The 18,917-nt window shown below is 57.6% G+C and carries 19 protein-coding genes; 8 read left to right on the forward strand and 11 right to left on the reverse strand.

Annotated features, from left to right (window positions below; genetic code table 11):
- Positions 1-50 precede the first annotated feature (50 nt).
- Together VGC62_RS12825 and VGC62_RS12830 are read right to left on the reverse strand one after the other, a co-directional pair.
- Positions 51-680, reverse strand: coding sequence for an L-threonylcarbamoyladenylate synthase (locus tag VGC62_RS12825; protein ID WP_331187454.1), 630 nt, complete (start codon positions 678-680; stop codon positions 51-53).
- A gap of 13 nt (positions 681-693) precedes the next feature.
- A complete protein-coding gene (locus VGC62_RS12830) occupies positions 694-1,554 on the reverse strand; it encodes a PHP domain-containing protein (protein WP_331187455.1) in 861 nt (286 codons plus the stop codon).
- Between the two features lie 65 nt (positions 1,555-1,619).
- On the opposite strand from VGC62_RS12830, the gene VGC62_RS12835 reads away from it, so the two are divergent.
- The 6 genes from VGC62_RS12835 (at position 1,620) to VGC62_RS12860 (ending at position 5,870) form a co-directional block, all read left to right on the forward strand.
- Positions 1,620-2,225, forward strand: a complete 606-nt coding sequence (locus tag VGC62_RS12835; protein ID WP_331187456.1) for a septation protein A — start codon at positions 1,620-1,622, stop codon at positions 2,223-2,225.
- A gap of 1 nt (position 2,226) precedes the next feature.
- Entirely contained in the window at positions 2,227-2,526 is a 300-nt protein-coding gene (locus VGC62_RS12840; protein WP_331187457.1) for a YciI family protein, read from the forward strand.
- 162 nt (positions 2,527-2,688) lie between these two features.
- Positions 2,689-3,108 carry a translation initiation factor 2 gene (locus VGC62_RS12845; RefSeq protein ID WP_331187458.1) on the forward strand — a complete coding sequence of 140 codons (420 nt, stop codon included), beginning with the start codon at positions 2,689-2,691 and terminating at the stop codon, positions 3,106-3,108.
- Positions 3,109-3,115: 7 nt separating this feature from the next.
- Complete coding sequence (locus VGC62_RS12850) at positions 3,116-3,793, forward strand: response regulator transcription factor (RefSeq protein ID WP_331187459.1); 678 nt, start codon at positions 3,116-3,118, stop codon at positions 3,791-3,793.
- A gap of 227 nt (positions 3,794-4,020) precedes the next feature.
- On the forward strand, positions 4,021-4,461 hold the full coding sequence (locus tag VGC62_RS12855; RefSeq protein WP_331187460.1) for a Spy/CpxP family protein refolding chaperone: 441 nt from the start codon (positions 4,021-4,023) through the stop codon (positions 4,459-4,461).
- An 80-nt stretch (positions 4,462-4,541) separates the two neighbouring features.
- The gene (locus VGC62_RS12860; RefSeq protein WP_331187461.1) at positions 4,542-5,870 is read left to right on the forward strand and encodes a HAMP domain-containing sensor histidine kinase; all 1,329 of its coding nucleotides are present in this window, start codon (positions 4,542-4,544) and stop codon (positions 5,868-5,870) included.
- A 34-nt stretch (positions 5,871-5,904) separates the two neighbouring features.
- Here the strand turns inward: VGC62_RS12860 and VGC62_RS12865 are convergent, their stop codons facing one another.
- Complete coding sequence (locus VGC62_RS12865) at positions 5,905-6,465, reverse strand: nitroreductase family protein (protein ID WP_331187462.1); 561 nt, start codon at positions 6,463-6,465, stop codon at positions 5,905-5,907.
- A gap of 164 nt (positions 6,466-6,629) precedes the next feature.
- Between VGC62_RS12865 and VGC62_RS12870 the strand changes: the two genes are divergently transcribed.
- On the forward strand, positions 6,630-8,084 hold the full coding sequence (locus tag VGC62_RS12870; RefSeq protein ID WP_331187463.1) for a TrkH family potassium uptake protein: 1,455 nt from the start codon (positions 6,630-6,632) through the stop codon (positions 8,082-8,084).
- A 369-nt stretch (positions 8,085-8,453) separates the two neighbouring features.
- Here VGC62_RS12870 and VGC62_RS12875 read toward each other — a convergent pair whose 3' ends face one another.
- Both VGC62_RS12875 and VGC62_RS12880 read right to left on the reverse strand, forming a co-directional pair.
- Positions 8,454-8,912, reverse strand: a complete 459-nt coding sequence (locus VGC62_RS12875) for an REP-associated tyrosine transposase (RefSeq protein ID WP_331187464.1) — start codon at positions 8,910-8,912, stop codon at positions 8,454-8,456.
- Positions 8,913-9,374: 462 nt separating this feature from the next.
- Positions 9,375-10,373 carry an AraC family transcriptional regulator gene (locus tag VGC62_RS12880; protein WP_331187465.1) on the reverse strand — a complete coding sequence of 333 codons (999 nt, stop codon included), beginning with the start codon at positions 10,371-10,373 and terminating at the stop codon, positions 9,375-9,377.
- A gap of 136 nt (positions 10,374-10,509) precedes the next feature.
- Between VGC62_RS12880 and VGC62_RS12885 the strand changes: the two genes are divergently transcribed.
- Positions 10,510-10,821: a DUF962 domain-containing protein gene (locus VGC62_RS12885; RefSeq protein ID WP_331187466.1), complete on the forward strand. Its 312-nt coding sequence runs from the start codon at positions 10,510-10,512 to the stop codon at positions 10,819-10,821.
- Between the two features lie 19 nt (positions 10,822-10,840).
- Here the strand turns inward: VGC62_RS12885 and VGC62_RS12890 are convergent, their stop codons facing one another.
- The 6 genes from VGC62_RS12890 to recQ all read right to left on the reverse strand — a co-directional run bounded on the left by VGC62_RS12890 (position 10,841) and on the right by recQ (position 18,781).
- Entirely contained in the window at positions 10,841-11,653 is an 813-nt protein-coding gene (locus VGC62_RS12890; RefSeq protein ID WP_331187467.1) for a UDP-2,3-diacylglucosamine diphosphatase, read from the reverse strand.
- 168 nt (positions 11,654-11,821) lie between these two features.
- Positions 11,822-12,721, reverse strand: a complete 900-nt coding sequence (locus tag VGC62_RS12895; protein ID WP_331187468.1) for a bestrophin family protein — start codon at positions 12,719-12,721, stop codon at positions 11,822-11,824.
- Between the two features lie 369 nt (positions 12,722-13,090).
- A complete protein-coding gene (locus tag VGC62_RS12900) occupies positions 13,091-13,330 on the reverse strand; it encodes a SelT/SelW/SelH family protein (protein WP_331187469.1) in 240 nt (79 codons plus the stop codon).
- Positions 13,330-15,600 carry a FimV/HubP family polar landmark protein gene (locus VGC62_RS12905; protein WP_331187470.1) on the reverse strand — a complete coding sequence of 757 codons (2,271 nt, stop codon included), beginning with the start codon at positions 15,598-15,600 and terminating at the stop codon, positions 13,330-13,332. Before VGC62_RS12905 ends, VGC62_RS12900 begins: the two co-directional genes overlap by 1 nt.
- A 148-nt stretch (positions 15,601-15,748) precedes the next feature.
- Complete coding sequence (locus tag VGC62_RS12910; protein WP_331187471.1) at positions 15,749-16,183, reverse strand: MarR family transcriptional regulator; 435 nt, start codon at positions 16,181-16,183, stop codon at positions 15,749-15,751.
- 471 nt (positions 16,184-16,654) lie between these two features.
- Positions 16,655-18,781, reverse strand: a complete 2,127-nt coding sequence (gene recQ / locus VGC62_RS12915; RefSeq protein ID WP_331187472.1) for a DNA helicase RecQ — start codon at positions 18,779-18,781, stop codon at positions 16,655-16,657.
- Between the last annotated feature and the right edge of the window lie 136 nt (positions 18,782-18,917).

An 18,917-nucleotide genomic window follows, 5' to 3' on the forward strand; every position in this document is an offset into this window, starting at 1 on the left:
CAGCTCTTGCTGCACGCCCACCTGACTGTCGAGTGTTTCGACGTCACTCACTATGCTTGGACCTGGAACGGCGTCGGATCGCCACAACCCACGCGGATTACCTGCGGCTCGCCGTCGGCCAGATTGACCACCGTGGACGCCGATACACCGCCCATCCCGGCATCGATGATCAAGTCGACCTGATGCTCCAGCACCTCGCGCATTACATACGGGTCGCTCATCGGTACGGTTTCGCCGGGCAGGATCAGACTGACACTCATCAGGGGCTCACCCAGCTCCTGCAACAACGCCTGGGCAATGGGATGCCCCGGCACCCGCAATCCGATGGTCCGGCGCTTGGGGTGCAAGACCAGGCGCGGCACATCTCGGGTAGCGCTGAGAATAAAGGTGTAAGGCCCCGGCGTATGGGCCTTGAGCACGCGAAACGCCGTGGTATCGACCTTGGCGAACATGCCCAACTGCGAAAGATCACAGCACATCAGGGTGAAGTTGTGCTTGTCGTCCAGTTGGCGCAGGCGGCGAATACGCTCAACAGCGTTTTTGTCACCCATCTGGCAGCCCAGTGCATAGGACGAATCAGTGGGGTACACCACCAGACCGCCCGCCCTGATGATTTCCACAGCTTGCTTAATCAGGCGCGCTTGCGGATTCTCCGGATGGACCTGGAAAAATTGACTCACGGTATCTTCCTGTTCAGACGGCAATAGGCTGGTCATGTTTGAATCGACACCAAAGTGGCGGCAGGTCCTCAGGTATCGGGCGATAAACGCCAATCTCGGACCAGGCGCCAGGGGCATGAAAATCACTGCCGGCACTTACCAGCAGACCGAACTCACGGGCCAGAATGGCCAAGCTACCGACCTGATCGGCAGGCTGCAGACCATTGACCACTTCAATGGCATGACCGCCGGCCTGAAGAAAGTCAGCGACCAGTTTGCGACGCTTACTGCGGGTGAAATCATAATGCCAGGGGTGCGCCAGGCTGACCCAGGCGCCGGCGGCGCGCAGGGTAGCGACCGTGTCTTCGAGGGTCGGCCAATGCTGTTTGACGTCCCCCAGTTTGCCTGCGCCCAGCCATTTGCGGAACGCCTCGGCGCGATCCTTGACGAAACCCCGTTGAACCATGAAGTCGGCAAAGTGCGGACGGGCTGGCGCATTGCCGCTATCACCCAACGCTTGCTGAATGGCGCGGGCTCCTTCGAGCGCGTCGGGCATACCTTTCATCGCCAATTTGCGACTGATTTCTTCAGCGCGCAACCACCGCCCCTGGTGTAACTGCTCGATGGCATCGACCAGAACCTGCGATTTAACGTCAAAACCATAGCCCAGAACGTGGATGGTGGCACCGCCCCAAGTGCAGGAAAGCTCAACCCCGTCGACTAGCTGCATATCCAGTGCAAGCGCCGCCGCGCGGGCCTCTTCGAGACCGTCAAGGGTGTCGTGATCGGTCAGCGCCAGCACCCGCACACCGTTCTCGTAAGCGCGTGCAACCAGCGCGGCGGGCGCGAGGCCGCCATCGGAAGCGGTGCTGTGACAGTGCAAATCGACATTCATAGGGGCGCTTTCGCAGTCATTGATGTTTGTTATTATGCCGCCACATCCAGCTTCTGGCTCTTACTGTGAAACAATTCATCGACTTCATCCCGTTAATCCTGTTTTTCATCGTTTACAAGATCGACCCTCATGCCGTCGACATCATGGGCCACAGCGTCATGGTAGGTGGCATTTTCAGCGCCACCGCGATGCTGATCGCAAGCTCCATCGTGGTCTATGGCATCCTTTTCGTTCGACAAGGCAAACTGGAAAAAAGCCAATGGCTGACGCTGATCGCCTGTCTGGTGTTCGGCAGCCTGACACTGGCGTTTCACAGCGAAACCTTCCTCAAGTGGAAAGCGCCGGTGGTCAACTGGCTGTTCGCGTTGGTCTTCGCTGGCAGTCACTTCATCGGTGATCGCCTGTTGATCCAGCGCATCATGGGCCATGCATTGACCTTGCCACAGGCCATCTGGACCAAACTGAACATCGCCTGGATCGTGTTCTTTTTGTTCTGCGGCGCCGCCAATCTGTACGTCGCCTTCACGTATCAAGCATTCTGGGTCGACTTCAAAGTCTTCGGCAGCCTGGGGATGACCTTGCTGTTCCTGCTCGGCCAAGGCATCTTCCTGGCTCGCCACATGCACGACACCGATCCTGCCACGCCTTCCCCGAAAAAGACTGAGGACTGACATGCTCTACGCCATTGTTGCAACAGACGTCGCCAACTCCCTGGAAAAACGCCTGGAAGCACGCCCTGCACATCTTGAGCGCCTGACTGCGCTGAAAAACCAAGGTCGCATCGTACTGGCAGGCCCGATGCCCGCCGTCGACAGCAACGATCCGGGCGCTGCGGGTTTCACTGGCAGCCTGATCGTCGCTGAATTCGAATCGCTCAACGCCGCACAGGCATGGGCAGACGCCGACCCGTATATCAAGGCTGGCGTATACGATCACGTTGTGGTCAAGCCGTTCAAACAAGTGCTGCCGTAACACCTCGGTTGTTGCACTCATCATCCGGCCCGTTGGTGACCGGATGATTTTCCCCTGGCACCCTTCCTGCTAATTATTCGCATTGCCCTGCCGACAACCTGCCAAGTGCTCAATAAAGACGGTGCCGTCATCCTGCACCTCTACATAAAGTCAGGAGTTCAGATGCGTCCAGGTTCGTGGTGTCTGCTAGTAGCCCTGTTGGCCGTTTCAGCAATCAGTCTTAATGCACAGAGCGAAGAGTCAACCGATTCCGTCAGCCATGCACTGCCGTTGCCTAGCACTGCCAGCCAGCTCAGTGACCTGCGGCAAAAGTTGGCAGACAGCGAACGTCAGCGCCAAGAGTTGACCAAACAGTTGCAGGACTCAGGTGCCCAACAGGAAACAATTGCGCTCGGTCAGCTTCGCCAAGAGAACCAAAAGCTTAAACTGCAGCTCAAAGAAGCGCAGTCCGTCATGCCTCTACGCATCCTGACGGAGCAACAGCAATGGTTTGTCGCAGGCGGCGGCGTTGCACTGATTGCCCTGCTATGCGGTATCTTTGCCAGCGGCTGGCGTAGACAGCGTCGGCAATGGCTAAATTGAGTGAGTCATGAGCGAGCTGTTACTTATTGATGATGACCAGGAGCTGTGCGAGCTCCTGAGCAGTTGGTTGACCCAGGAAGGCTTCCAGGTACACGCCTGCCATGACGGCCAGAGCGCCCGCAAAGCCCTTGCCGAAACATCGCCTGCTGCGGTGGTGCTGGACGTGATGCTGCCCGATGGCAGCGGTCTGGAACTGCTGAAACAACTGCGCACCGATCACCCCGATCTGCCGGTGCTGATGCTATCGGCACGCGGTGAGCCGCTGGACCGGATTCTCGGCCTGGAGTTGGGGGCCGACGATTACCTCGCAAAACCCTGCGACCCCCGCGAACTGACTGCCCGCCTGCGCGCAGTATTACGCCGCAGCCATCCAACGGCGGTGTCGACACAACTGGAGCTGGGCGACCTGACCTTCAGCCCCGCGCGTGGTGTAGTGACCATCGACGATCAAGAGTTTGTCCTGACCGTCTCCGAAAGCCGTCTGCTCGAAGCGCTGCTGGGGCAGCCCGGCGAACCGCTCGACAAACAGGAGCTGGCGCAACTGGCACTGGGTCGCAAGCTGACGCTGTATGACCGCAGCCTGGACATGCACGTCAGCAACCTGCGCAAGAAAATAGGCCCGCACGCCGACGGCCGTCCACGGATCGTGGCATTGCGCAGTCGCGGCTACTATTACGCGGTCTGAAACAATACGATCTGCTGTAGGAGAGAACTTGTTCGCGAGGCGACGCATCTGACACACCGAATCCTGTCTGTCTCGCCAACACGTTGGCTCCTGCAAAGTGAATCGTGTCAGCCGCATTACCGAACCTCTTTACCCAAGCTTTACCCACGCCTGACCTCGCTTGACCTTGATCTCCTTAAACTGGCCACAACCGGCACAGAGCCGGATTCGAGACAAGGAGATACACCATGCGCAAGACCCTGATGGCTTTGATGTTTGCTGCTGCTCTGCCGACCGTTGCGATGGCAATGCCACCCGCCGATGGCGACTCAATGGGTCATGGCGGCCCAGGTCACGGCGGTCCAGGCATGCATCAAAAGGGGCCGTTCGACAAACTGAACCTGACCCCGGAGCAGCGTCAGCAAGTGGGCAAATTAATGCGTGATCAAATGCAAGGTCGCTACGAAATCACTGAAAAGTACCTGGCCAAGTTGTCGCCCGCCGATCAGAAGGCCATGCAGGATGAACTCAGCGCAAAACATGCTAAGACTCAGAGCGACATCCGCGCCATGCTGACCCCTGATCAGCAAAAACAGTTCGACCAGATCCAGAAAGACGAGGCGCAGCGCCGTGCAGATCGCGCCGAGTTCGAAGCCTGGAAAGCGCAGAAGGCGGAAAAAAACCAGTAACAGCGAGCTCTTCGCCGTTACATTGCCCATCCAACCCGACACGCTCCGGCGTGCCGGGTTTTCCGATATGAGGGGATCACGTGCGCTCACTGTTCTGGCGAGTCCTGGCGAGTTTCTGGCTCGCAATTACATTGGTTGCGGGCCTGTCTATTCTGCTGGGGCACATGCTCAACCAGGACGCATGGATTCTCAGCCGCCACCCCGGCCTGCACAAACTGCCGGAAAAGTGGACGCAATTGTATGAAAGCCAGGGCGAGGACGCGGCGCAGGACTACCTGCAAGACCTCAAGCGCCGCTATCACATCGACGTGCAAGTGCTCAACGACAGTGGTGAAGCCGTGGTGCGTGGGACCTTCCCTCCTCGCGCGGCGGCATTTGAAGCCCGTCAGCACGACGATCCGCAACAATTGCCCTGGCGCCGCCTGACCACCGAATACACCAGCCCGAAAACCAACGAAACCTATCTGCTGATCTATCGCATCCCGCATCCTGAACTCGATGCCTGGCACCGCCAAAGTCTGCTTTGGCCATTAAGTGCTCTGGGCATTGCACTGGTTGTACTGACGCTGTTCAGTCTGTTGGTGACCTTGTCGATTACCCGGCCACTGAGCCGATTGCGCAGCGCGGTACACGACCTGGGCCAGACCACCTATCAACAGAACAGCCTGGCTCAACTGGCGGGTCGGCGCGACGAATTTGGCGTATTGGCCAATGACTTCAACCGCATGGGCGCACGCCTGCAAAGCCTGATCGGTAGCCAGCGTCAGCTGTTGCGTGACGTCTCTCATGAATTGCGCTCACCCTTGGCGCGCCTGCGTATTGCCTTGGCGTTGGCCGAGCGCGCGGAAACTGCCGAGCGGGAAAAACTCTGGCCCCGACTGATTCGCGAGTGCGATCGACTGGAGGCGTTGATTGGCGAGATTCTCGCTTTAGCGCGCCTGGACGCGGATGTCGGCAATGCCGAGCAGATCGATCTGAGCGATTTGTTAGAGCATCTGAAGGCCGACACCGAGCAGAGCAGTACTGATCAGACGGTGCAGGTCGAGGTCAATCCCGATCTGAAGCTGCTGGGTTGGCCGAATGTGCTGGAGCGCGCGCTGGATAACCTGTTGCGTAATGCCTTGCGGTTCAACCCCAGCGGCACACCGATTGAACTCTGCGCCTCGCGCGCGGGCGAACTGATGCGCATCAGCGTACGCGATCACGGGCCAGGCGTTGCGCCTGAACATTTAGCACAATTGGGCGAGCCGTTTTATCGCGCGCCGGGGCAGACTGCACCCGGTTACGGGCTGGGGTTGGCCATCGCCAAACGCGCTGCCGAGAAACATGGCGGAAACCTGATACTGGAAAATCATCCACAAGGCGGATTTGTGGCAAGTTTGGAGTTGCCTGTGTCAGCACCGCATTGACAGCGTCGCCCAGCATCACGCATCACGCCAAAACTCACCCCTGCCATTCACTCACAAAATCCGCCACATCGACCTTCGATGCCACGCGTGGTGGATTTTGCGCAGTGCCTAGGTACAGAAAGGCAATCACTTGCTCGTCCGCTGCCAATCCCAGGCCTTTGGCCACATGCGGGGAGTACGACAACTCCCCGGTGCGCCACACCGCGCCGACGCCCAACGCGTAAGCAGCCAGTAACACAGCATGTGCCGCACAACCGGCAGTGATCATTTGCTCGTTTTTTGGCACCTTGTAATGGTCCTGCAATTTTGCAATGACGACCACAACCAGGGGCGCTCTTAACGGACCGTTGCGAGCTTTATCAAGGGCTTTCTCGTCGAACTCGCCACCGCTGTGCTGCAGCGCTTGGGCCAGCAACAATCCCATGCGCTCGCGAGCCACACCTTCCACCGTCAGGAAACGAAACGGCCGCAGCAGACCATGATCAGGCGCGCGCAAGGCTGCACTGAACAGAATTTCGCGTTGCGCGGCATCTGGGGCCGGTTCGATCAAACGGGGAACCGACACGCGGTTGAGCAACAGGTCGAGCGCTTCCATCAAATCGTCTCCTTTAAAAATGATTGGGCATTCTAGGGCGTGTTGAACTTCAATAACGAGTAACGGTGGCATTTACTTACAAGACATACGTAAAGCGTGTCGGTTTACATATGCAGAGCCATGAGTAGAATGGCGCCCCTTCATTTCTTCCTCTGAGCGACCGCATGGCGTTGCCGACCCTTCGCATCATCGGTTTTATTATCGGCATCTTTCTCATCACGCTGGCTGTCGCGATGGTTGTGCCGATGGCAACGCTGTTGATTTTCCAGCGCACCGGGGATCTGCCGTCTTTCCTGTGGTCGAGTACGATCACCCTCATCGCTGGTCTGGCACTGGTTATGCGCGGCCGGCCGGAGCATGTGCATCTACGGCCCCGAGATATGTACCTGCTGACCGTCAGCAGTTGGGTCGTGGTCTGCATCTTCGCCGCGCTACCGTTCTTGCTGACGCAACACATCAGCTACACCGACTCTTTTTTCGAAAGCATGTCCGGCATTACCGCGACCGGTTCCACGGTACTGAGCGGCCTGGACACGATGTCGCCGGGGATACTGATCTGGCGCTCATTGCTGCACTGGCTGGGCGGCATCGGCTTCATCGGTATGGCGGTGGCGATTTTGCCGCTGCTGCGTATCGGTGGCATGCGCCTGTTCCAGACCGAATCCTCGGATCGCTCGGAAAAGGTCATGCCGCGCTCGCACATGGTCGCCAAGTTCATTGTGCTGATCTATGTCGGCATCACGGCGCTGGGCAGCATCGCCTTCTGGCTGGCCGGCATGAGCCTGTTCGATGCGATCAACCATGCGATGTCGGCCATCTCCACCGGCGGTTTTTCGACGTCCGACCAGTCCTTGGCGAAGTGGACACAACCGGCGGTGCATTGGGTGGCGGTGGTGGTGATGATCCTCGCCAGCCTGCCGTTCACCCTGTTCGTCGCGACAGTGCGCGGTAATCGCCGAGCGTTGATCAAGGATCAGCAGGTTCAGGGGTTCATCGGCATGTTGTTGGTGACCTGGCTGGTGATGGGCGTCTGGTACTGGGCGACCACCGACCTGCCGTGGTACGACGCGTTGCGTCACGTAGCACTGAACGTGACTTCGGTCGTGACCACAACCGGCTTTGCACTGGGGGATTACAGTCTGTGGGGCAACTTCTCGCTGATGATCTTCTTTTATCTGGGGTTCATCGGCGGCTGTTCCGGCTCAACGGCAGGCGGGGTAAAGGTATTTCGTTTCCAGGTTGCTTACATCCTGCTCAGGGCCAACCTTCATCAACTGATTCACCCTAGAGCAGTGATCCGGCAAACGTACAACGGCCATCGGCTCGATGACGATATCGTGCGCTCGATCCTGACCTTTTCGTTCTTTTTCACCATCACTATCTGCCTGATCGCGCTGCTGCTGTCGCTGATCGGACTGGACTGGATGACTGCCCTTACCGGCGCGGCCAGTACCGTATCCGGTGTCGGCCCGGGCCTTGGCGAAACCATCGGCCCGGCGGGCAACTTCTCAACCCTGCCCGATGCCGCAAAATGGATATTGTCAGTGGGTATGCTACTGGGACGCCTGGAAATCATCACCGTGCTGGTGCTCTGCATCCCTGCGTTTTGGCGGCATTGAGCAAACGCCCAGGCCGACCCAGTCCCTCTGAACCGTACCCGACCTGTAGAGCCAACGTGTTGGCGAGGCGACCAACGCGGTGTGTCTGGAACACCGGCTCGCGAACAAGTTCGCTCATACAAAATGAACGGCACTCGACCTGTAGGCGCTAACTTGTTGGTGAGAGGGGCTATGCGGTGTGTCAGGCATGACGCCTCGCGAACACGTTCACTCCTACAAAATGAACGGCACTTGACCTGTAGGCGCTAACTTGTTGGCGAGAGGGGCTATGCGGTGTGTCAGGCATGACGCCTCGCGAACACGTTCACTCCTACAAAATGAACGGCACTCGACCTGTAGGAGCCAACTTGTTGGCGAGATGTCGGCCCGTTAAACCCAGATTGCATCCCAGAGCGGATAGTCCCCTACCCGGTTCACCAATCTCGCACGTAGCGGGTTCGCGACGATGTAGCGCGCCAACGCTTGAATATCATCTTCGTGGCGGACCGCTCGATCATGAAAGCCCCGTTGCCAGACGCGTCCCTTGCTGCGGGTGGCTCTGTTGAACTCAATCGCGCTTCGAGCCTTGACACGCTTGATCAGGGTTTCCAAAGAACCTGCCTTGAGCTCAAACAACCAATGAAAATGATCCGGCATTACCACCCAGGCCATAGAAGCAACCAGCCCGTCTTGCTCGGCGGCACGAAACTCCTGGACAACAATTCGCCCCAGATGCCAGTTACTGAAAACGGGCAAACGGCCCTCAACAATTGAAGTTACGTTGTAAATACGTCCAACTTCAGAAAAACGGCCTCGGCGAAGGCGGTAGCCGTGTTCTTGGCGCGTCAAGGCGTTGCCCTCCATGGCATAGAAAACAACCCGGAAATTTATCTACCGATTCATTGAAGGTCTATTGGAACTGTCTTCCTGAATATGTCTAGGCAAGATAATCAGTTATGCCAGGCATGACGTATCGCGAACAAGTTCGCTCCTACAAAATGAACGGCACTCGACCTGTAGGAGCCAACTTGTTGGCGAGAGGAGCTATGCGATGTGTCAGGCATGACACCTCGCGAACACGTTCACTCCTACAAAATGAACGGCACTTCACCTGTAGGAGCCAACTTGTTGGCGAGAGGGGCTATGCGGTGTGTCAGGCATGACGCCTCGCGAACACGTTCACTCCTACAAAATGAACGGCACTCGACCTGTAGGAGCCAACTTGTTGGCGAGAGGAGCTATGCGGTGTGTCAGGCATGACGCCTCGCGAACACGTTCGGGTCTGCTGAAGCTCTCATGTACCCTGTCGATCTACAACCGCGCCCGATACTCTCCCGGCGTCTCGTCGAACCATCGCCTAAATGCACGAAAAAAGTTGCTCGGGTCAGCAAAACCCAGCAGGTAGGCGATTTCCAGCAGGGTCATTTGCGGTTGAGCGAGGTATTGCTCGGCCAGTTCGCGGCGAGTGTCGTCAAGCAGAATCTGAAAGCTGGTCCCTTCCTCCTGTAAACGCCGCTGCAAGGTACGCTGCGACATGTGCAGGCTTTGCGCGACCACTTCACGCTTGGGTTCGCCTTGCGGCAGCAGGCGACACAACACCTGTCGCGCCTGATGAGTGACGCGATTACTGGCAAAGCGTGCGAGGAACTCACCGGCGAATCGGTCGTGCAGCTTGGCCATGGCCTCGTCGGCGGTGGGCAGCGGTGCCTCCATGTCGGCGCGGTCGAACACCAACGCGTCGTAGGGCGCGTTGAAGGTCAGCGGCGCATGGAAGAACTTCTTGTACGGTTCGACGTTTTTCGGTTGATCGCCCTGGATCATTACCGACAGCGGATGCAGTGGTCGGCCGGTCAGCCAGCCGCAAAAGGCCAGTGCGAATGCGAGCGATGCTTCAGCACTTTGCCGTGTGGGAGGAAGATGGTCGCCATGCACTGTCAGAATCAGCGCATAACCTTCAGGCAGCAGACGAAAACTCAAGTCAGCACTGTCGGCGATGATGCGCTGGTAACGCACCAGTCGCTCGAATCCTTCCTTAAGCGTGCGCGATGACATCAAGGCGTATCCCGCAACACTGAATGACGCAGGCCTGACAACGCGGGCCATGTTCAAACCCACTGCCGGATTACCCGACAGTTCGACTGCGCGTTGCCACAAACGGGTCATGGAATCCTGGGGGAAGCGCGCATCCGGGTTTTCCAGATCGGCATATACCAGGCCTAGCTCCTTGAATAACGCCCGACAGTCCAGTCCATCCATTTCCAGTGACTTGACGATGCCCATCGCCCAACTGGAAGAAGTCGTCCTTTCCATGTTTACGTCTTCTTTATTTTGCCAGCCGCCCCCTGCGGCCGATAGCCGAAGGATACTACGTTGGCACTCAATGTCACTGATTGTGTCGAGGGCTCGGCTAGACTGACAATACGTCATACAACACAGAGATCAGCCTGTGGATAACGTGAAAACCTTCAAGCGTTTCGCCGATTTCTATCCTTACTATCTGGATGAGCACAGCGACAGCACGTGCCGTCGCTTGCACTTCATTGGCACCAGCCTGGTGATTCTGATTGTGGCGGCGACGCTGCTTAGCGCCAACTGGACGTGGCTGTGGATGCTGCCACTGGTGGGGTATAGCTTCGCCTGGGTCGGGCATTTCTTCTTTGAGAAAAACCGCCCGGCCACCTTCAAACATCCGTTCTACAGCCTGCTCGGCGACTTTGTCATGTACCGCGATATGCTCAGGGGCAAAGTGCCCTTTTAACGCGGGATGAGCACAAGGCTCAGGCAGTTGCTTGTTCTGCCTCCTGGTCCGCCTTGGCGCTAAGATGAGCATCAGCCAATCGGAACAGCTCGATATTGCCATCCCAATGCTCGATCAGGGCCGTGCAGGATTCGACCCAATAGCCGCAGTTCAGGTATTCCACCTCCCCGACCTTGCGTATTTCGGCGTGGTGAATATGCCCGCAAACCACCCCGTCGAGGCCGCGCTTGGCGCACTCATGGGCAATCGCTTCTTCGAAGTCGCTGATGAAACTGACCGCGGTCTTGACCTTGTGCTTCAAGTACGCCGACAACGACCAATAGCCGTACCCGTAACGGGCGCGCCAATGGTTGAGCCAGCGGTTGAGGGTCAGGGTGAACTCGTAGGCCGAATCGCCAAGAAAGGCCAGCCAGCGGTGGTATCGCGTGATGACATCGAACTGGTCACCGTGTATCACCAGCAAGCATCGACCATCGGCGGTGGTGTGTATGGCCTCGTCGACCAACTGGATATTGCCCAGGATCAGCTTCGAGTAACGGCGCAAAAACTCGTCGTGGTTGCCAGTGACGTAGATGACCTCGGTGCCGCGCTTGCTCATGGTCAGTAGGCGGCGAATGACGTTGGTGTGCGCCTGTGGCCAGTACATGCCACCACGCAGTTTCCAGCCGTCGATGATATCGCCGACCAAATAAATCCTGTCAGCATGATACTGCTTGAGAAAACCTGACAGGTGCTCAGCCTGGCAATCCCGGGTGCCCAGGTGGACGTCGGATATCCATAAGGTTCTGACACGTTGCTTACGACTGGGGCGGGCGTTTTCAGCAATGCTCATGGACAACCTCCGTCTGGTTTCGATGAGACTGAACCGGCCGGGTTAATCGAACATGACAACGATATTGAGCTTTGATGACAGCGGGCTCAGAGCCCGCAAAGGATTGCGTACATTTAGCCTTGACGTCTTTGGCGCGTAAGCCTCTCGCCCACAACGCCAACCACCCACTTAGCTCAACACATACTCCACCGGCTCCAGGACTGGAGGCAGGTCGCGCGCACCCAGCGCATGAAGGATTTCGCGTTCAAGGACGCGCACCAGAAAGTTGGTTGGCAGATCGTTCTCGTCTTGGCCGAACGGGTCTTCCAGCTCATTGGCGATCGCATCGAGCCCCAGGAAGGTATAACTGACAATCGCCGTGAACAACGGTGTCATCCAGCCCAGCGGCTCGGCCATTACGAACGGCAGCAAAATACAGAACATGTAGATCGTGCGGTGCAACAGCAAGGTATAGGGAAACGGCAATGGCGTGCTCTTGATGCGCTCACAAGTCGCTTGCACGTGGGTGAGGGTGTTCAGGTGATTGGCCATCAGCATGTAGCGCCATTCGTTGATTGCCCCGGACTCAGCCGCATCGGAACATTGCTGGCCAATCTGTCGCAGGATGCTTTCACCGATATTAGGCGTGCCCGCAATGGGCATGACGCTGAGCCAGTCAGCTACCGCTTGCTCGACATTTTCCCGCCGTAGACCGGCATTCAAGGCATGGGCGAAACCGCACAGATCGCGCAATATCGCACTGCGCTGGGCCAGGTCTTTGATCACCTGGGTTTCCCGGATCATTGAGCGGATCGCCGACGTCATGTCGCCCCAGGCTTTACGCCCCTCGTACCAGCGATCGTAACAAGCGTTGTTGCGAAAGCTCATGAAAATCGACAGTGATAGACCCAGCAAGGTAAAGGGTGTCGCGCTGACCTTCGCAAACGAATCAGGGTTCATTGACTCGATCAACACGATCGCGGCGGCCATCAGCGTCAGCAGCACGGTACGCCAGGCGATTTTGCGTGCAATCGAACCCTTGAGCGCGAGGAGAACATTAATCAGATTGGGGTTAGGTCGAACGATCATGGGTGCAGCCTTCAATCGACAGAAAGTGAAACTGGCAACAAACTTAACCACCTGTCATGTTCAAAAAGCACACAACCTACACGTCGTGCATTGATGTCAAAACCTGCCGATATAGTTTGAGTTTCATTGAAAGAAAATGTCGCAGGCTGTACCGCCCGGCCCAGCATACGATCGGCTGACAATTGACGTCCAATCACTCTAAGCAACTACCTAATCGATGAGATCTATCAAGTTACGTGGTAGATGAGGTTTTATCGATTGACCAGCCGAAAGGTGTCAGGCATTCAAAACGTCTGAGCCGACAGTGACCGTTCAAGCATCGGGTGTCGACACTCTATCGTTGTGCCCCAGATCCCGCTGCGGGTCGATCTAATCGCGGACCCGCTGCTTAAGTACTTTGGCGTCAGGGAAGCCGCCGTCGGCCTTGCGCTCCCAGATTTGCACGCCGTCGCAGGTGATGTGAAACACACCGCCAGTTGCAGGCACCAGCGACACCTTCCCCAAGTCGTCCGAGAACGTGCTGAGCAGTTCCTGCGCCAGCCACGCCGCGCGTAACAGCCACTGACATTGGGTGCAGTAGGTAATGATGATTTCGGGCTTGGTATGCATTAACTGATCCCCGCCAGCAAATCTCGGGCAGTCTGTTGGGAGCCGTCGTCACTGCGGTCGATGATTTCCTGCAACAGTTGACGCGCCTCATCGGTATTGCCTTCGTCGATCAATACCTGCGCCTGATTGATTTTGCTCAGTGGTTCCTCTTCCAGGTCGAGCAAATCGAATTGCGACTCATCGTCCATGAAGCCATCGAGAAACGCGTCGTCCAGCGAGTCGCTATTAGACGGCACAATCGGGTCCGAAATCGGATCGGCCTCAAGATCCATACCCAGATCAGCGTCCAGATCGATATCCATGTCCAGATCAAAATCCGGATCGACGTCTGGCACAGGCTCAGCAAAGTCACTAAGGAACTGCTCATCCGGCATTTCGAACACTTCAGGCAATTGCGTCAGGTCTGACGCGAAGTTGGGGTCCATTGCCTGCGGCGCCTGTGGAACAGGTTTACGCGGGGCAGGCGTACTTTCGAATGGGTCCACCAGATCCCAATCCGAATCCATCGACAAGTCATCGAGGTTCAGGTGGAAATCATCTTCCGGCTGAAGATTGAGTGTTGCCGCCGCATTCTCGTCCAGTTCTGGGGAGGCCTTGGCGGGGGGCGTCACGGATGAAATCACCGCAGCAGCGACCACCGGAGCCACCAAGGGCGCAGCAGGTGAAATGACAGCGGCTGGCGCAGGTGCGACCGAGGCTGGCTGAGCGGACACACTCAATTGGGGATAGCGCGAGCGAATGTCCTGAAGTTTCTGCGGCTCGATACCTTGGTTCAACAGGACCTTTTCTTCTTCGTCGAAACCGACGAGATCGCCTTGTTCGCCAAGCAACTCAAGGATTCTCAAACGCAAATCCGTGCGTTGCGGTTGCTTTTGCAGGGCTTCGCGCAGAATAGCCAATGCCTCGGTGAAACGTCCGTAAGCGATATAGATACTGGCGCCATCCAGAGCATCGGTGGACACTCCCGCCAACCGGCTCCCGGAGAACGCAGTGGACACAGGTGTGGAAGCCGCACTCGGTTTCGGCGCAACCGCTGGCACTTCGAACACTGGCGTCACAGCCGATTGAACCGGCTTGATGAGTGGCTCAGACTCAAGGGCCATTTCGTTTTTGATCCGGTTGCGGCGCACCGAATAAGCAAGCCCCAGCAACAACAAAAGGATCAGCACGGCGCCGAGCAACAATGGCCAGGGCAAATCGCTTGAGTCATCGACGGGTTCGACCGGGGCTGGGGCAGCATGTGTGGGTGCAACCGCAGGCGTAGCCACTGGCGCAGGGGCCGTCGGCGTTGCCTTAAGCTCGGCTAATCGGGTCTGCAGTTCGGTGATCTGCTTGTTTTTGTCTGCGACCTCCTCCTCGACCACCTGCACCTGGCCTTTTAAATCGCCGACGCTCTTGGTCAGCTGTTGGTTTTCCAGGGCCGTGGCGGTCAGTTGTTCGGCGACCTTGGGCGTGTTGTCGCCAGGTGTGACGGCACCGGAGCTGGTGGGCGCAGGCTGTTGCGCGGGCGCAACGGCGGCGTCGGGCAACAGCAGGCTCTGGCCCACTTGCAGCCGATTGCGCTCACCACCGGGAAACGCTTGTGGATTGAGCGCCTGAATGCCCTTGGCCAGGTCAGCGGTAGACACTTTGCCCCCCGGTGCCTGCACGCTTTTGGCAATCGAAGCCAAGCTGTCGCCGACCGCGACGGTGTAATGCTTGCCTTCTACAGCCGCAGGTGGCGCGACCGGCATGCGCGACTCAGTGCTCGTCGGGGTCGAACCTGCCAACGTCGTGGTTCGACTGCGCGTCGCGGACAACCCGGCGGGAGAATCGGGTGGGTCGAGTAACAGCGTGTATTCGTGCAACTGGTCGCCGGAAGGACGCACCAGTCTTACCAGAAAACTCAGGTAAGGCTCGGTGACTGCTTTTCTCGACTCAATATGCACCACACCGCGATTGCCACGAATGATCGGTGTGAAACGCAGGTCGTTGTAGAAAAATGCGCGCTCGATCCCCGCCTTGCTGAAGGCTTCCGACGATGCCAGGCCAACAACGATGTCCTCAGGATTGAGACCTTCGGTCTGGATCAATTCGATATCGGCGTTCAGGGGCTGGCCCATTGCTGAGTGCAGGGTGATATCGCCTAGCCCGAGCGCCGCCGCAATGCTGCTATGAAGCAAGGACGCGCAGGCAATTGCCAGTGTCAGCAAGCCAGAACGAAGACCTGCGTTGACACGACGCCCAGAACACGCGACGCGCCGACTATCAGCCTGAAAACTCTTGCGCATGCGAACCCTTATGGTGACCAAGGCAGGCGTTGCTGCCTATTCATTGACGTAGATGAACGCCGTGTCCAGCGCGAACAAGTATGGGTGCAAATAGAACAGGATGTATGAGCGCGTACAACGTATTTTGTCCGCCGATACGCGCGAGATCTCAGGATTTTTCGAGGTTGGCGAGTATTTTCGAGTGGACTCGCATACAAATCTGCAATTCCTCGTCATCAATGCCCACGAACAACTCGTGGCGCAACGCCGTGGCAATGGTTTCGATTTTCTCGATCAAAGGACTGGCAGTATCGCTGAGCAGGATCTTTTTTGCCCGACGATCCTCCAACACTGCCTGACGATGCACCAGCCCTTGGTTTTCCAGGCTGTCGAGCAAGCGCGCCAACGTCGGACCTTCGACCCCTACGCTTTGCGCCAGCTCGCGCTGCGTCGGTGGTTCAGTGAAGCGCCCCAGATGCAACAACACCAGCCAGCGGGCCTGGGAAAACCCAAGATCGGCCAGGCGCCGGTCGAGCTCTGCACGCCATCCACGCGACGTATGGGCCAATTGCATACCGAAGCGGTGTTCGTCAGTTAAAGGCATAGATAACTCGATGGTTAAAGGCTTTTGCTAATTAATAGGCAGCTAACCATGGCGCTTGTCATCAGGCAAGTATTCGGATGTGGTGATTCGTCGCACGGGCGTCGTGCCGTTCAGAGTGAGGCGGGGTTGCTGGCGGATGTCTTCAACGTGGCGGTTGATGGTGGTAGGAGCGAACTTGTTCGCGAGACGGTGCCCCAGGCGCACCGCGTTGGTTGCCTCGCCAACACGTTGGCTCCTACAGAATCATGGGGCACACGGAGTTCATACTTGCCCGCCGTTGCTCATCTATCGCTGCTTGCCATTGGTGGACGTCGTCAACGTGGCGGTTTCGCGGTAGGAGCGAACGTGTTCGCAAGGCGTCGCCCAGGCGCACCGCGTTGGTTGCCTCGCCAACACGTTGGCTCGTACAGAAAAAATCACAGTGCATTTAAGGAAAGCACCATCGCCAGCACGCGTGCATCTATTGCGTCGTTAAACCTCAAACTCCGACTGCAACGCCGCACGCACGCAGTACAACACGCCTTCCGGTACGCGCCCGGCAAACATTCCGGCAATGGCAGCGACCGCAGGCAACTCGCCTTCGCCATCCAGAAACGCGTCCTGGATTTCGCCAAGCAGGTCTTCCGGCAAGTCCAACGCCTGCTCTAGCGATAACTGCTGCTTGCCGATGGCTTCAGCCAGCATCGTATAGACGTTCTTTTCAGAGCATTGTAATTGCCCGCAAATCTGCATCGGCGTCATACCGGCACGGGCCAGTGTGATCAATTCGTGACGTACATCAGCGACCGCTTTGAGGGCTGGTGCCGAACCACCGAGCACCTCCAGGAACGCCTCGCCATAACGCTCCAGCTTGCGCGCGCCAACACCGCTGACCCTGCCCATGTCGGCCATTGTTTGCGGTTTACTGCGCAGCATTTCCAGCAGTGTGGAGTCCGGGAAAATAACGTACGGCGGCACGCCGTGTTCTTCGGCCAACTTGCGTCGCAACGCCCGCAACGCCTCCCATTGCTCGCGCTCTTCGCCACGCACCAACTGACTGGCCGGGCTACCGGATGTTTTGGCGGTGGTCTGTGGTTTCAGATCACGACGCAATTCCAGAGTGACTTCACCGCGCAGCAGGGGCCGACAGCTGTCGCTCAGGCGCAGCCCGCCGTAGCCTTCCAGATCAATATCAGCCAGACCCCGGGCGACTAACTGCCGGAATAAAGAACGCCACTCACTTTCGCTGCGGCTTTTTCCGACACCGAACACGGAAAGATGCTGATGGCCGAAGCTCTGCACCTTGTCGTTTTGCTTACCCAGCAGCACGTCCACCAAATGCCCGACGCCGTAGCGCTGGCCGGTGCGATAGATCGCCGACAAGGCCTGTCGCGCAGGCTCGGTAGCGTCCCAGGTCTGCACGCCATCAACACAGTTGTCGCAATGCCCGCAAGGGTTGGGCATGTCTTCGTCGAAATACGCCAGTAACGTCTGCCGACGGCAGCGGGTTTCTTCGCACAGGGCGAGCATGGCATCGAGCTTGTGTTGCTCAAGCCGCTTATGCCGCTCGTCGCCTTCGGAGTTTTGTAGCATCTGTTTGAGCATGACAACGTCTTGCAGGCCGTAAGCCATCCAGGCGTCGGCGGGCAGACCGTCACGCCCTGCTCGCCCGGTTTCCTGGTAATAGGCTTCCAGTGATTTGGGCAAGTCCAGGTGCGCGACGAAACGCACGTTGGGTTTGTCGATGCCCATGCCAAAGGCGATGGTGGCAACCATGATCAAGCCTTCTTCATTGAGGAAGCGGCGTTGATTGCTCGAACGGGTCTCGTTCGGCAGACCTGCGTGATACGGCAAGGCGGGATAACCGTTGTCACTGAGGAATGCTGCGGTTTCGTCTACCTTCTTGCGCGACAGGCAATAAACGATGCCCGCGTCGCTGCGCCGTTCCGACAGGAATGCCAGCAGCTGCTTGCGCGGCTGTTCCTTGGGCACGATGCGGTAAAAAATATTGGGGCGGTCGAAGCTTGAGAGGAAACGCTCAGCGTTCTGCAGGTGCAGGCGCTCAACGATCTCTTCGCGGGTACGTTTGTCGGCCGTGGCGGTCAACGCAATGCGCGGCACATCGGGAAACAGCTCGGCCAATTGCCCCAGTTTCAGGTATTCCGGGCGGAAATCATGGCCCCATTGCGAAACGCAATGCGCTTCATCAATGGCGAACAGGGCTATTTTCAGGTTTTGCAAGAATGCCATCATGCGCGGCTGAACCAGACGCTCCGGCGCCAGATAAAGCATTTTGATCTCACCCAGACGAATCCGGTTAGCGAGGTCGCGTTGCTGCTCTGCGCTCAAGGAGGAGTTCAGCGCGGCAGCAGAAACTCCCAGTTCTTCCAGCGTCGCGACCTGATCGTCCATCAAGGCGATCAACGGCGAAACCACCACCGCGAGGCCATCACGCAACAGGCCAGGCACCTGAAAACACAAGGACTTACCGCCGCCAGTGGGCATCAACACCAACGCATCACCGCCATTGGCCACGCGCTCGATAATGGCACCCTGGCGACCACGAAAACTGTCGTAGCCAAAGATGTCTTTAAGTACGCGCTGAGCCTGGTCGAGCATAGTTACCCCGGAGTGTGCTGCTACAGCGGTAAAGCGTCCGCTGCGAAATTCAAAGCGCGGCAGTATACCGGAGCGTTTGGACCCAGAGGACAGCAGCGACATGAGCGGTCGAAATTAAGCGCAATACAGACTGCGT

The sequence above is a fragment of the Pseudomonas sp. genome, from assembly GCF_036404235.1.
In the GTDB taxonomy this organism is placed as follows: domain Bacteria; phylum Pseudomonadota; class Gammaproteobacteria; order Pseudomonadales; family Pseudomonadaceae; genus Aquipseudomonas.